The sequence below is a fragment of the Flavimaricola marinus genome (assembly GCF_900184895.1).
Taxonomy (GTDB): domain Bacteria; phylum Pseudomonadota; class Alphaproteobacteria; order Rhodobacterales; family Rhodobacteraceae; genus Flavimaricola; species Flavimaricola marinus.
The window spans coordinates 1-14694 of record NZ_FXZK01000011.1; the positions used below are offsets into that span (position 1 = coordinate 1).

Genomic DNA, 14694 nt, shown 5'->3' on the forward strand with positions numbered 1-14694 from the left:
TGCCCTGGCTGATCCCATAGCGCCTGCACACGTCAGCCGTCTTCTCGCCAGCTTCCTGTTCCTTGATCATCTGAATGATCTGTTCGTCGGTGAATCTCGTCTTCAGTTGTCCGTCCTTCAGTTGGGCGGACTCTACACAAAGCTGGAGGAAATTCAGGGGCTCAGGTCAGGGTTTTGGCGGAGTTCAGAAGCAGACTACTGAAAGTTAACGGCAAAAGCGGACCGAACCGGAAAAGACGAGGTCCGCCCAAACTGAGACTGAGTGCCATTCTGTGCCCCGTCTCGGCCCAACGGCGCGTCTATGAGGTTCGACCCGTTCGGGCAAACCCCTTTGATAACACGAAAAAATGTGTGCCCGTCAGGGCGGTGTCACTGGTTCGCAATGGGGATAATGGCGGACAGACAGGGATTCGAACCCTGGAGACGGTCTCCCGCCTACACACTTTCCAGGCGTGCGCCTTCGACCACTCGGCCACCTGTCCGTGATCGCGTGTCTACCCTCGCACGACAGAGGAATGCAAGACCTTGAAGGGCCATCATCGCAACATTTGCGGGTCATTGTCACTGACTGCCGCCTGTCGCATAATGTCGACTTGTCGTTTCATCTCCAAGGACTCTGCAAATCTGATGCCAAGCCCATCATTGCGCCCTGTTGAACCGCGTTCAGAAAGACCGGTGGCTGACCCTTCTCGTGTGCAGGCAGTCGCATTGATCATTATTGCCTTTGCCGTGGTCCTGTTCTTGCTCGTTCAAGCCAGGTTCATGCTGATATCCTTGGTGACAGCCATCGTGTTGTTCAGTTTGACGAGTGATGCGATCAATTTCATCGGTCGACAGAGGATCGGCCCACTGCATGTTCCCAATTGGCTGGCGAGCATCGTCGCACTTGTCCTGATATCGACCGCCCTACTCCTGCTCACGTCCATCGTTCTGGCGCAGGTCAACACCGTATTGACGACGACGTTGGCCTATACGGAAAGAGCGCCTCAAGCCGTTGCCGCACTCTTCGCGTGGCTTGGCCCGGATGCGCAACTGGCTGTGTTCGACAGCCTCTCGAACGTCAATCTATCGGGTTATCTGAGGACGATGGCAGGTCAGGCCGGCGGCTTGATGCAAGCGACCGTGCTGGTCATCCTGTTCGTCGGCTTTCTGTTTGCCGAACGGGTTTGGTTCGCGACCAAGCTGGTCAATTTCGTAGGCGACCCTGTTCAAGCTGATCGTATCAGTCGGATCGTGGGTTCGATCATTCGCCGGGTAAACCGCTATCTGTTTGTCAAAACGATGGTGAGCCTCGTGACCGGTGCAATGGTGTGGTTCGTGGCATCGCTCTTCGGGTTGGAGCTGGCGGTTGCACTCGGCATCATCACCTTTATTTTGAACTACATACCGAATATCGGGTCGATCGTCGCAACCGGGCTTGTGGCGCTCGTTACTTATGTCCAGCTGTCCGAACCGGGACCGACCTTCGCGATATTCCTGATCGTTGGCGCAATTCAGTTCATAAATGGAAACGTGATTGATCCGATGTTGATGGGCCGAGCACTGCGTCTGTCTTCCTTTGGCATCATTATCAGCCTCGCTTTCTGGGGCGCGGTCTGGGGAATTCCGGGGATGTTCTTGTCGGTTCCAATCATGGTCGGCCTCATGATCGTCTGCTCGGAGATACCGGCGCTGCGCCCGATCGCGATCCTGCTCTCTCGCGAGGGCCTGCCTGAACCGGAAACGCAAGGCGAGGCAATCAGGCAGGCAGCAGAATAGCCTAACGAGATGACGCCACGTCATCCGCGTAAAGCATGACGTCTTCGGCGAAATACTGAAAGCTGTCAGCGTTTCTCAGCGCACCATTGGGATCCGACCGCGCCATCGCCATGCAATCGGGCCGCGAATAGCACAGATCATCGGTATCGGCGGTCTGTTCGAAATGACTGAGTTCGTGGATGATCGTGCCTTCCTGTGTCCCGTTCGCCATTTCGTTTGACGTCGGCGACACGCCCGTCATCGTCGGGAGGCGAAAGAACGGCGGGCAGAAGTTCACAAAAAACGGCCGGTTTCGATTGATGAAGGCGTAGGTGCCGCCCTTGCAGCTCGATTCGTAGCTGTTGAGGCATTGGCCGGTGATCTCTTCGGTGACGATGGATTGATAAACCGACTTGAAATTGCGCCGCAGCCGATCCCCGCTTCGACGATTGTACGAACCGAACCACCGGGTGTAAGTTGGCGTGTCACCCACATTGACGGCGGCTTGAAGAGCAAGGTCATGGGCGCCGATGATCGAAGCCTCGATGGCCGCGATCTCGGTTTTTTCGCAATTCTCGAACGATTGCGCTTGGGCGGAACCTCCGACAACAAGCGCCAAGATCATGCCGATCAACGTGCCGCGTCGCTTCATCCGGTCATTGCCTCGTCTCAACCTCATGAGGCGAGGCTAACCCATGCCTTCAGGGCAAGACAAGCGAGACAAGGATTATGAGGTCAATACCGCCGTTGATGCTATGTTCTGCCGCAACCTGACGGCAAGGACTTGGCGCCAATCTCGCTTGGCCACGGGCCAACATCGAACGGGGCAGCCCCCTGCCCCATGACGCTACTGACGCCATCCATCAATGGGCGTCCTCGCCATCGTAGCCAAAACGTCAAAGCTCAGTTTTGGGCGTAAGTGCCTCTGGATTCCGCAACCACAGGTCCCTTTGAGCGAAGGGGATCTCGATCCCTTCTGCTGCGAAACGGGCGTTTATCGCATGGTTCATCTCGGATTTGACGGCCATGACAAAATTTACGTCACGCAAGATCGCCCGAATTTCAAAATCGAGCGAATCCGCGCCGAAGCCGACAAACAGCACCGAGGGCGGTGGCGTCAGTACGACCAACTGATTGCTGGAAGCAATCTCGGTCAGAATTTCGGTCACCTTGTCGACGTTTGACCCGTAGGCCACGCCGACCGGCACGATGACCCGACCGACCGAATTGCCGCGCGTCCAGTTCGTGACCTGCCCCGACACCAAATCGGCGTTTGGCACGATAACGTCGGTTCGGTCGAATGTTTCGATCCGCGTCGAACGCACCGAGATCGCGCGAACGTATCCCATTTGGCCACCGACTTCGATCCAATCCCCCTCTGAGATTGGCCGTTCGATCAACAAGATGATGCCTGAAACAAAATTCGAAACGATGTTCTGAAGCCCAAAACCGATGCCGACCGACAACGCGCCCGCGACAATCGCGAGCGATGACAGATCAAGACCCGCACTGGAGATCGCGACGATGGCGGCGAGGAATATCCCGACATAGCCGACCCCCGCGACAATCGCGTTCTGCCCCCCCTTGTCGATCCGGGTTTTGGGCAAAACCGAACTGCGCAGCGTGCCTTGCAACAGCCGTGTCAGCATATAACCCAAAACGAAGACCAACCCGAATGTCACAAAATCCGTTGGTGAAATGCGGGTCTCGCCGAAGGAATATCCGTCCCGGAAGCGCGACCAGACCTCGCTCAAATCCTGAACTCCGGCGCCCCAGATCAAAGCAAGAACCGGTATCGCCAAGAGCGTGATCGCAAATCCAAACAGGACCGGGATCAAGGCATCACGGCTGGTTTCGTCACCTCCAGTGACCAGCCCATAAATATCGGTCACAAAACCCTGTAATAGCAGAGAAACCGCTACCACGACCAAGGTCATCACAGATGGCACGATCAGAGCATTGGTTGCGTTGGAATAGCCGGCAAAGGCGAGCACTGGTCCAATTATGGCAATGATCTTCAGCACGCGTCCAAGAAGGCCAAAGATCCTGCGGCGGAAACGCGGCTCTTCGCCCTCGGAGTCGGTGTCCGGTTTGGCGGCCAGTATCAGGATCTGGCCCAGTCGGTAGAGAACGTAGGTCAACAACAGCTGAACCGGCAAGAACGCCAAGGCGTTGGCCGCGGCGGAGGTTTCGCCTGTTGCCAAGAACGCATTGACCATTTCACCGATGGCCAGCACCCAACCGGCCCGCAATACATAGCTGCTGGCCTTGCCTCGCCGAACCCGGTGCAAATCCAGAAACGGGTGGTTTTCGGTATCGGCGGTAGCCAATTGGTCGCCCAGCCACCGCGCGATGATGACGAAGAGGCCCGCTTGCGGCAGAACCGCCGACATACGCGCTCCGGCCACACCCAGAAACCCGCTGGCCTGCAACCCGGCTTGAATGCAGAACAGGCCGGTCAGCGGCAAAACGATCTGCAAAAGCGATGTGGTAAATCGCCAGACACCCGCCGCAGCATTGCTCTGGGTTCGCATCGCCATTGCGCTCTGCAAGCGGGCAGACCACTTTCGCCCCCGAATGACCAATACGAGGCCCGCGAGAAGTAGAAGTCCGGCTCGGCCGATATTGTCGTAGAACACGCTCCATCTGCTGCTACTGGTCAGGTTGGCACGGACCTCATGATAGACGCTCGTCGCGCGTTGATTCAGAACACTGACGGCTTCCCCCCAGATGGTTGGATTCAGCGGGGACAGGCCGCGATTCATGAGATCGTTGGTCCGCGTGGACCGTATCAAAGCATCGATTTCGGTTATGAGCCCGTTGGCGTGGGCATAAGCCTCCTGTGCCAGCCGGACGGGCACCTGAAGGCGCGCGAGCTTCTCCTCCAGCTCTTGTCTGCGGGTCGTAATCTCAACGGCCTCTGCCTCTGTTTCAGGGGCTGGGCCGAGCGCTTCGATCTGGGCTTGAACGGTCGAGATTCGTCCTGCGTTCACGCTTTCGGCCTGAAGGAACTGCTCGCGCCACAGCACGAGATCGCCACGCAAACGTTCGAGCGCAAATGTCGATCCACGCCCGAGCTCGGAGATAGCCTCCGTCCGCGCCGCCGTTTCAGACCATGCCTGGTAGTCCGGTCCGGCGACTTGCGACATCGCGGCTTCGACAGGTGCGAGCGCGGGAACGTCGACCTGCGCCCGACCAACGCTTCCCAACAGCCCCAGCCAAAGGGCCAGCAGCAATAGGGAAAGGCGTCGCGTCATACTTCCTCAAAGACGCCCGGGATGGACGACGGCGCCTGTGACAACCAAGACGGAGCCGGCAGACCCTTGTCTTTCAGGAAATCGGGATTGAACAGCTTGGACTGATAGCGGGTGCCGTAGTCACACAAGATCGTCACGATGGTATGCCCGGGCCCAAGTTCGCAGGCCATGCGGATGGCGCCTGCGACGTTGATCCCCGACGAACCGCCAAGGCAGAGCCCTTCGTGTTGCAGCAGATCGAACACAATGGGCAATGCCTCCGCATCAGGGATATTGTAGCTGAAATCAGGCCGGAACCCTTCGAGATTGGCCGTAATCCGCCCTTGACCGATGCCCTCGGTGATGCTGCCGCCCTCGGATTTCAGCTCTCCGGTGGTGTAGTAGCTGTGAAGGGCAGCACCGTCGGGATCGGCCAGACCGATCTTGACGCCCTTGGGCTGCAGCGCCATGCCGACGCCCGCTAGGGTCCCGCCGGAGCCGACGGCACAGATGAAGCCGTCGACCTTGCCGCCGGTCTGTTCCCAGATCTCCGGCCCGGTGGTTTCGATATGTGCCTGCCGGTTGGCGACGTTGTCGAACTGGTTGGCCCAGATGACGCCTTCGTTCGTCGTGCGCGCCAGTTCCTCGGCCAGACGGCCGGAATACCGCACGTAGTTGTTCGGATTTTTATAAGGTGCAGCAGGGACTTGCACCAATTCCGCACCGGCCAGTCGGATCATGTCCTTTTTTTCCTGACTTTGCGTTTCAGGAATGACAATCACGGTCTTGAAGCCCATGGAGGCCCCGACGAGCGCCAGACCGATCCCGGTGTTGCCGGCAGTGCCTTCGACAATCGTGCCACCGGGCTTGAGCAGACCTTTGGCCACGGCGTCACGGATGATGAACAGTGCTGCGCGGTCCTTGACGGACTGGCCCGGGTTCATGAACTCGGCCTTTCCGAGGATTTCACAGCCCGTGGCCTCGGACGCCGCCTTCAGCCGGATTAGTGGTGTGTTCCCGATCGCGGCGGCAAGGTCGGTGTGGATAGTCATGAGCGCGGCCCTTTCTGCATGTTGCAAACTGTCTACGACCCGGTGACAGCGAACTCAAGGGATGGTCAGAAAATGGGCAGGGACAACACGTCGTTCTGCCGTCGGTATCACGTCGGTGTCATTGCCAGCCGGAAGCCCGCTTGCGCGCCAGCCACAGCAGCATCGCGACCAGCGGGCCCGCATTGATTTCGCCGGTGTCGAGAAGCGCCAGAGCGTCGTCGAGCGACAGAACATGCAGACGCAAATCCTCGGCCTCGTGTTCGAGCCCACCAAAGCCGGTTTCGAGACTGTCCAGATCGGCGAAACCTGCAAAGCAGTGAAAGTGATCCGTGCTGGAGCCGGGCGAAGGATAGATCGAAAACATCTTTTCCAGCCCGGTGAGCGAAAGCCCCGCCTCCTCTCCGGTCTCGCGCAGTGCGGCCTCTTCGGGGCTTTCCCCCGGATCGACGATTCCGGCGACCGGTTCGAGTGACCAGGGATTTGAATCGTGGCGCACGGCCGGCCCGGTGCGGAACTGTTCGACCAAGAGCACCCTGTCGCGCACCGTGTCATACGGCAGGACAAGAGCCGCGTCACAGCCTACCAAGACCTCTCGCGGAAGCGGGCCGCTGTTCTGGCCTGCAAACGTGCGGTGCTGGATCGTGACCTGTGCGAGCTTGAAGAAGTCACCCGACAACGGCGCGCGCAGCGAGACATCGAAATCCTGCGGGTAGGCGTCATATCGCAAGGAGGCAGCGGCAGCGCCCTGCCCCGCGCGGACCTTGGCCTCGGCCCGTCCTTGCATCATCTTCCACTGTCGAAACAGCTCCGGACCGGTCAGTGGCGGCGCATGGTTGTCCATCTCTTGGGCCGTCAGGATGGCGGCGCGGGCCTGTGATCGCTCCCACTCGGCCAAGGACCAGACCTTGCCTGCGGGCCGATGATCCTCTGGCGGGAAATAGGCCTCGGCCTGAACCTGCTCGCCCGATGCCGACAGCACGGTGACGACGCGCAGATCATAGCCGAAGGCCACCTCGTATAGATCGAGCCGCGCGCGTTGGGCGGCGCTGAGGCCGGACCAGAGGTTGCCCTGTGCCACTGCATCATGGCGCTCGATAATCATCGGCAAGGCGCTGCCGGCCACTTGATCCACGGCGTGGCCGGCGAGGCGCGCCGGTTGCACCGTCGGAGACAGGCCGTCGGCCGGCCCCGCGACCACGTCGAACAATGGCCGGTGGCATAACGTGCCATAGACGAAGAGATGCATCCGCGAGCCTTTTGATGACAGAGAGAAGCGGTTTGGCCTAGCGTGCCTTGCGGCTGGTGAATTCGATCACCAATCCCGCAATCGCAGCACTTCCGAACAGGACGACCAGAACCTGCACATCGAGCATGATCATGAGGTTCTCGAACATGAGTTCGAAGACGCCGATCACGGCCTCGAGCGGCCCGTCGTATTGACGGCGCAGCGACAGCCGGAGCATCTCGTAGGTGCAGTTCAACAACAGCCCCCAAAAGACCAGCGCGAATGCCGCGGTCAATCCCGCGCTGATCCCGGAAGACCAACCACCGCCAGCACGGCTTCCTGCGACGATCCAGCCGACACCAAGCCCGATCAGCGCGTTGAACTCGGCGAACCGGCCGGGATCGTAGCCTTCGGGAAACAACGGCTTGATCAATTGCGACACATACCAAGCGATGATGGCGAACAGGATCGCCCCCACCAGTTTGGCCATCGTGAACAACCCCATCTCGCGCTCCTGCCTGTGTCTTCGGGCGCGTTGCCGACTTAGCCGGGGCGCGTCACCGTTATCTGCGTCACGTCACAGTTTCCGCTATGAAACGTGGCCGCACAAGAGGTCAGGTAAAAGTTCCACATCCGCCGGAACCTTTCGTCAAAGCCCAGAGCCGACACCTGATCCCACCGATCATTGAAGGTTTCGTGCCACCGCCGCAGCGTGAGATTGTAGCTTTCACCGAACTCGATGGAATGCGCCACCTTCAGGCCGGCCTTTTCCACTTGTTCTCTCAATACCTTGGGGCTGGGCAGCATGCCGCCCGGAAAGATATACTTCTGGATGAAATCGACGCCTCGCTTGTAGACCTCCCAGCGGCGGTCGGCCACGGTGATGATCTGAAGCGTTGCGTTTTTGCCCGGTTTCAGGCGCTCGCGGACGGTCTCGAAGTAGACGGGCCAATACTTTTCGCCGACGGCCTCGAACATTTCGATGCTTGCGATGCCGTCGTAATGGCCGGTTTCGTCGCGGTAATCCTGCATCTTGAACGTCACCTGATCCGACAATCCGGCCTTTTCGATCCGCTCGACTGCGTAGTTGAACTGCTCTTGGCTGATCGTCAGCCCCGTCACCTTCAGCCCACGTTCCTTGGCGGCGTATTCCGCGAACCCGCCCCAGCCGCAGCCGATTTCGAGCACGTGATCGCCGGGTTGTGCCCCCATCTGATCGACCATGGAGGCGTATTTCAGCGTTTGCGCCGCTTCGAGGCTTTCCTGTCCGGTGACGAACTTGGCCGACGAGTAGGTCATCGTTTCATCGAGCCACAGCCCGTAGAAGTCGTTGCCCAGATCATAGTGATAGGAAATGTTCTTTCTGGCCTGCGTCTTGGAATTGGATTGCAGCCAGAACCGCAGCTTTTCGTAGGCCCGGACAAAGGTTTGGCCGGGGAAGCCGTCATAAACGTCCTCGGAGGCTTCGTCATGGATCAGATCCATGAAGGCCATCAGATCGGGTGTCGACCACCAGCCATCGAGGTAGGCGTCGCAGAAGCCGAGATCGCCTTCGCGGATCAGCCGCGCGAAGACATCCGGGTTGTGCACGTTCAATTCGCAGACATAGCCTGCGGCCGGGCCCTGAGCGCGGAAACGTCGGCCATCGGGCAACACGACGTCGATCCGGCCACGTGGAATTTGCTGCATCTTGGCAAATACGGCGGCGAAGTAGCGCGGCAGATCGGTCTGGCCTTGCGTCGTGGTCAGGATCATCCCAACTCCAATTCTATGTTGTCAAAGAGAGCCATGAACGGCTCTCCGGCGCTTTCGACTTCGTTCGGCATCACAAGATAGCTTTGCCGATGCCCGAAGTCACGGAAATCGTTAACAATTGGTTTCGGCGCGGCGGAAGATATTCAGAAATCTCTTTCTTCATAGGCCCTTAGCGCCCGTTCTCGACCCTCTTTCACGTCAACGATCGGCTTTGGGTAGTCCATATCCGGCGAGAGTTCCCAATGCCGCGGGATCGCGTCGAAATAGCTGAGTGCCGTCGCGGGCGGCGAGGAATGTCCTTCGGCGATCCAGCGTTTGGCATAGACATGGTCCGGATCGAACTTCTCGAGTTGGGTTTCGGGGTTGAAGACCCGGAAATACGGCGTCGCGTCCGGCCCCGAGCCTGCCGACCATTGCCATCCCATCGCATTGGAGCAAGGATCCCAGTCGATCAGGCAATCGGCAAACCAGTCGAGGCCGATTTTCCAGTGGCACATCAAATGTTTGGTCAGGTAACTTGCGACGATCATCCGGCCGCGATTGTGCATCGTGCCGGTGACATACATCTCGCGCATGGCGGCGTCGACGAAGGGGATTCCGGTGCGCCCTTGCTTCCACGCGGTCACTTCGTCGCTCTCGGGATCGGTCTTCCACGGGAAGGCGTCCCAATCGGGCTTCCAGTTGCGGTCGGTGATCTCGGGGGTGTGGTGGGCCAGATGATAGGCGAACTCGCGCCAGACCAGCTCCTTGAGGAAGTGCTCGGCACCCGCCTTGCCTTCCTCGATCGCCCGCTGACCGGCGTGCCAGCAGACCCGCGGGCTGAGCTCTCCGTAGGTCAGGTTCTCGGACAGGCCCGAGGTGCCCGGCTTGGCTGGAAAGTCGCGCGCCGTCTTGTAGTCGGCGATGCCGTTGGCGATGAACGCCCCGAGCCTGCCGCGGGCCGCCTCTTCGCCGACCGTCACATGCTCTGCCAGAACTGCGGCGCCCCGGTTCATCGCCTTGTCGAGGTGCCAATCCTGCAGGCTGTCGCTGGCGGGCCAAGTGTCGGGTCCGGGGACGCTGCCTGGCGTCGCGAGGGGCGAAGCGACGTCGTTGCCGCGCACCGACCGCCACATCGGAGAGTAGACCCGGTAGAACCCGCCGGTCTGGGTCGAGACCGACCACGGCTCGAACAACACATGGCCGGCAAAGCTGCGGGCGTCGACCCCGGTGTCCTTGAGCGCGGACTTGATCGGCTCGTCCCGATCACGCGAAACCGGATCGTAGAGCCGCTGCCACCAGACGGCGGTGGCGCCGGTTTCCTCGATCAGCGCTTCAAGACAGGACAGGGCTTTACCTTGCCGCAGGATCAGCTTGCTGCCCTTGTCCTCGAGGCTCTTTGCCAGCGAGGCGACGGAAAGCCCGAGCCGGTAGCGCGCCGCAGCGCCCTGCCCTTCGACGACCTCATCGTTGATGAAGACCGGGATCACGGGCCGCCCGGAGTTGCATGCCTCGCTGAGCGCCTCGTGATCGTGGAGGCGCAAGTCGCGCCTGAACCACATCAGGATGGGTGTCTTGTCCGTCATGTGCTGTCCTACGTTCTAGAAAACGTGATCTAGCGCGGTAATCAGCCGGTCAACCTCTTGAGCCGTGGTATAATGCACGAAAGACAGCCGCAGCACGCCTTTGTCGGGGTCGACTCCCATGCCAGAGAGCGCCCGCCCTGCGTAGAAGTCGCCGCCGCCTGCCATGACCCCGTGCGGGGCGAGCATTGCGGCGGCCTCCTCACCCCCGCCGGCCAGTTCGAGCGCTACGGTGGGTGCTCGTTTGCTGGCATCCGTGGGGCCAATCAGCCGGACGGAGTTCTTGGCGGAGACAAAATCGAGCAGCGGTTGCAGCACTGACTTTTCGGCACCACGCATCAGATCGTGCGCGTGTCGGGCCGCGGCGGCGCCGCTTGCCGGACCGCCATGATGCGCGCTGAGCGCTTCGAAATAGTCGGCCATTCCGGCACTTGCGGCCACTTGGGCATGGTCCGGCCCTGCGGGGGTGAACCTCTTGTAAAGCGTTCCGCCATTGAAGTGATGCGCCTGATTAGGAAGCTCGGCGCCGATGCCGCGCCGGATCGCCATGATCCCCTGATGCGGCCCAAAGGTCTTGTAGGCCGAGAACAGGTAGACATCCGCGCCGAGCGCCCCGACATCCGGAAGGCCATGCGGCGCATAGCTGACCCCGTCCACGATCGCATAGGCCCCGGCGTCGTGGACGAGCGCGGTGATTGCAGCCACGTCGTTGATCTCACCCACCACGTTTGAGCAATGCGGAAAGCAGACCAATTTGACTTGATCGTCCAGCAGCTCGACCAGCGCCTCCGGGTCGAGGCTTCCGGTTTGCGGATCGATCCGCCATTCGCGGACCTCGACGCCTTCCTCGGCCAGCCTGCGCCACGGGCCGGAATTGGCCTCGTGATCCTGATTGGTTACGACGATGGCCTCGCCCGGCTTCAGCCAGCGGCGGACGGCGTTGGCCAGCACGTAGGTGTTCTGGGTGGTCGAGGGGCCGAAGGACAGTTCGTCTGTTTCGATCCCCATCATCGCGGCAAGCCGCGTCCGCGCCTCGTCCATCTCTGCACCGGCGATTTCGGAGGCGGCGTAAGGCGCATAGGGTTGCACCTTGCGTTCGGTATAATACCGCGTGAGCCGGTCGATGACCTGCCCGCAGGTATAGGACCCGCCGGCGTTTTCAAAGAAGGCCTGCCCCTGAAGTGGCGCGGCGGCGAAGGCGGGAAATTGGGCCCGGACCCATTCTGTATCGAGTGTCATGCGGGCACCTGATCGAAAATGCCCCCGATGCGCAAGCACCGGAGGCATTGATTGATGTGTCGCGGGCCTCATTCGGCCGGACTTATTCCGCCAGGGTCGTTGCCTCTGGCTCGAACGTGGTTTCGATGCCGTGCGCCTCGCGCCGTCCGTCAAGGTAGATGCCCTTGATGAGGGCCAGCCCCATCAGAACCATCACCAAGCTGAATGGCAGCGCCCCGATCACCATGGCCGTCTGGATCGCGCCCAGACCACCGGCGATGATCAATCCACCCACCACAAGCGCCAGCGCGGCACCCCAGAACAGGATATGGGGCCGGGCCTTGGGGCCTTCGTCGCCTGCGGCGTTGATCGTGTTGATGATCAGGACCGCGGAGTCAGCCGAAGTGACGAGGTAGGTCAGCAGCAGGATCACGACGACTACGCTCATCACCCACGCCAGACCGCCGCTCAGCATCACGGCGAGCATGGCGAATAGCTGATCCGCCTGACCCGCCCCTGTGATGGCCCCGTCGGCCACCCCCGACAGTTCGAGATCGATCGCTGTGCCGCCGACGATGGCGAACCAGACGAAGCACATCATGGCCGGCACGACCATCGCACCCAGAACGTATTCACGCACCGTGCGCCCCTTGCTGATCCGCGCGAGGAACACGCCCACGAAGGGCGCGAACGCGATCCACCACGCCCAGTAGAAGATCGTCCAGCCGCCCTGCCACGAGGCCAGTTGCGCGGCCTCGGAACCTTCGACCCCGTCGGAATTCCAGACGGTGAAGATATTGCCCGGGATCGAGGCAAGATAGTCGACGATACCCAATCCCAGCGCCTTGAGGCCGAAGAACGTCGAGCCGAAGATCAGGAAGAAGGCAAGAATGAAGAAGCTGAGCCCCATGTTGATGTTGGACAGCCATTTGATGCCTTTGCCGACGCCCGACAGGGCCGACAGCGTCGAGGCGCCCATGATCACCAGCAGGGCAAAGATGATCGCCATGGTGGACGACGATTGCACGCCTTCGGCATTGGTGGTGTAGAGCCATTCGCCAAACCCGATGCGGTAAAGCCCAGAGATGAATTGCTCGACCCCGAAGCCGAGCGTCTGGGCGACGCCCAGAACGGTTGCAACCACGGCCACAACGTCGACCACGTGCCCGACAGGGCCGGACAGCGACTTGCCAAAGATTGGCGTCAGACCGGAGCGGATGGTGAGTGGCAGGCCGCGCCGATAGCTGAAATACCCGAGCGCCAGACCGACGATGGCATAGGCGGCCCATGCTGCGAGGCCCCAGTGCGTAAAGGACCAGATATATGCCTCGCGGACATTGCCCGCGCTGCTGCCTTCGGTCAGGCCCTGAATCGTCGCCGGGTTGCTCGCCCAGTGATACATGGGTTCGGCGGTTGCAAAGGTCAGCATACCGATACCGATCCCGGCGCCGAACATCATCGAAAACCATGAAAAGTTCGAGAATTCGGGCTTGTCGTCGGGAAGGCCCATTTTCAGTCGTCCCGCGGCGGGCCAGATCGCAAGGACCAGGCACAGGATGACGAAGAACGCCATCACGTAGACATACCAATAGTTGAAGGCCCCCAGAATGATGCTGTTGAGCGCCCCTAGAACGGAGGCCGCCTGCGCAGGAAATGCGACCGCCCAGAGGATCAACGCACCGACCAGGATCTTGCCGGATATGGTGACGTCCTTGGTGAACCCCTTATAGAATCCAGACTTCGCCGTTTTGATCGGCAGATCGGTTAATGGTGGCTTCGGTGGCATAGTTATGTCCCCTGCTTGCACAAATATTATGCAAGCAGGGTAGGCCAATACGGGCCGGATCTAAAGGTCGCGTCCCCGAAAGACCCTCGGAACGGATCGATCAGACGAGTCAGGCGTTCACGTCGACGACGACGCGCCCCTTGATCTGCCCCTTCAAAATAGAGGCCCCGAGGGATGGCAGATCGGCCAGAGTCGCCGGCTGAACCATTGCCTCAAGTTTTTTCATGGGCAGGTCTTTTTCGATGCGCTCCCATGCTCTGACCCGGTTTTCATAGGGCTGCATGACGCTGTCGATGCCCAGCAAGTTCACTCCGCGCAACAAAAAGGGAATCACCGTGGCGGGCAAACCGGCCCCGCCCGCGAGGCCGACCGCAGCGACGGAGCTGCCGTATTTCATCTGCCCCAGCACTCGGGCCAACATGTCGCCGCCGACGGCGTCGACACAGCCCGCCCAGGTCTCCGCCTCGAGCGGGCGCTTCACGGTTTCGTTCAGCTCTTCGCGCGGCACGATACGGCTGGCCCCCAGCCCGGTGAGGTAATCGGCCGTTTCAGGCCGGCCCGTGACAGCCGCAACCTGATAGCCGAGATGGCCGAGGATCGCCGTCGCGACCGATCCGACACCACCGGCGGCCCCAGTCACGAGAACTTCGCCCTTGTCGGGTGTCAGGCCGTGGTCCTCGAGCGCCATCACGGCCAACATGGCGGTGAACCCCGCAGTGCCGACAGCCATCGCCTGACGGGTGCTCAGCCCGTTCGGCAGCGGCACCAGCCAGTCGGCCTTGACCCGCGCTTTCTGAGAATAGCCGCCCCAATGCGCCTCGCCCACACGCCATCCGGTCAACACGACCTTGTCGCCCGCCTTGTAGCGTGGATCGTCGGACGCCTCGACGGTTCCGGCAAGATCGATGCCCGGCACGTGCGGATAGTTGCGGACAAGACCGCCGCCGGGGCCGATGCACAGACCGTCTTTGTAGTTCACGGTCGAATATTCGACCGCCACGGTCACCTCGCCTTCTGGCAAATCCGTTTCGGCGATCTGGCTGACGGCGGCGTGGGTCTTGCCCTCTGCGTCCTTGGTTACGATCAAAGCATTGAACATCGTTCTCTTCCCTGTTTATTGGCC

The 14694-nt window shown here is 60.6% G+C and carries 12 protein-coding genes and 1 tRNA gene; 1 reads left to right on the forward strand and 12 read right to left on the reverse strand.

The features are described from left to right. A partial coding sequence (locus LOM8899_RS18630) for a hypothetical protein (RefSeq protein WP_245820481.1) occupies nt 1–70 on the reverse strand: 70 nt, incomplete at its 3' end. Nucleotides 71–392: 322 nt separating this feature from the next. After that, nucleotides 393–482: transfer RNA gene (locus tag LOM8899_RS18635), tRNA-Ser, on the reverse strand. A gap of 145 nt (nt 483–627) precedes the next feature. Here LOM8899_RS18635 and LOM8899_RS18640 point away from each other — a divergent pair. Then, on the forward strand, nt 628–1758 hold the full coding sequence (locus tag LOM8899_RS18640; protein ID WP_093993880.1) for an AI-2E family transporter: 1131 nt from the start codon (nt 628–630) through the stop codon (nt 1756–1758). Between the two features lies 1 nt (nt 1759). On the opposite strand, the gene LOM8899_RS18645 is transcribed toward LOM8899_RS18640, so the two are convergent. The 10 genes from LOM8899_RS18645 to acuI all read right to left on the reverse strand — a co-directional run bounded on the left by LOM8899_RS18645 (nt 1760) and on the right by acuI (nt 14670). Further along, nucleotides 1760–2416, reverse strand: coding sequence for a M35 family metallo-endopeptidase (locus LOM8899_RS18645; RefSeq protein ID WP_093993772.1), 657 nt, complete (start codon nt 2414–2416; stop codon nt 1760–1762). 217 nt (nt 2417–2633) lie between these two features. Next, nucleotides 2634–4994, reverse strand: a complete 2361-nt coding sequence (locus tag LOM8899_RS18650; RefSeq protein WP_093993773.1) for a DUF3772 domain-containing protein — start codon at nt 4992–4994, stop codon at nt 2634–2636. Further along, nucleotides 4991–6025 (reverse strand): cysteine synthase A, encoded by a 1035-nt coding sequence (locus tag LOM8899_RS18655; RefSeq protein ID WP_093993774.1) that lies wholly within the window; start codon nt 6023–6025, stop codon nt 4991–4993. The genes LOM8899_RS18650 and LOM8899_RS18655 overlap by 4 nt, the downstream gene beginning before the upstream one ends. Before the next feature lie 118 nt (nt 6026–6143). Continuing rightward, on the reverse strand, nt 6144–7271 hold the full coding sequence (locus LOM8899_RS18660; protein WP_093993775.1) for an NUDIX domain-containing protein: 1128 nt from the start codon (nt 7269–7271) through the stop codon (nt 6144–6146). Nucleotides 7272–7308: 37 nt separating this feature from the next. Continuing rightward, a complete protein-coding gene (locus tag LOM8899_RS18665) occupies nt 7309–7755 on the reverse strand; it encodes a TrgA family protein (RefSeq protein WP_133065069.1) in 447 nt (148 codons plus the stop codon). A 38-nt stretch (nt 7756–7793) separates the two neighbouring features. Next, nucleotides 7794–9005 carry an SAM-dependent methyltransferase gene (locus LOM8899_RS18670; RefSeq protein ID WP_093993777.1) on the reverse strand — a complete coding sequence of 404 codons (1212 nt, stop codon included), beginning with the start codon at nt 9003–9005 and terminating at the stop codon, nt 7794–7796. Between the two features lie 143 nt (nt 9006–9148). Then, nucleotides 9149–10570: a cryptochrome/photolyase family protein gene (locus LOM8899_RS18675; RefSeq protein WP_093993778.1), complete on the reverse strand. Its 1422-nt coding sequence runs from the start codon at nt 10568–10570 to the stop codon at nt 9149–9151. Between the two features lie 15 nt (nt 10571–10585). After that, nucleotides 10586–11806, reverse strand: coding sequence for an aminotransferase class V-fold PLP-dependent enzyme (locus tag LOM8899_RS18680; RefSeq protein WP_093993779.1), 1221 nt, complete (start codon nt 11804–11806; stop codon nt 10586–10588). Nucleotides 11807–11888: 82 nt separating this feature from the next. Then, nucleotides 11889–13571, reverse strand: coding sequence for a BCCT family transporter (locus tag LOM8899_RS18685; RefSeq protein WP_093993780.1), 1683 nt, complete (start codon nt 13569–13571; stop codon nt 11889–11891). Nucleotides 13572–13680: 109 nt separating this feature from the next. Then, entirely contained in the window at nt 13681–14670 is a 990-nt protein-coding gene (gene acuI, locus LOM8899_RS18690) for an acryloyl-CoA reductase (protein ID WP_093993781.1), read from the reverse strand. Nucleotides 14671–14694: the final 24 nt, after the last annotated feature.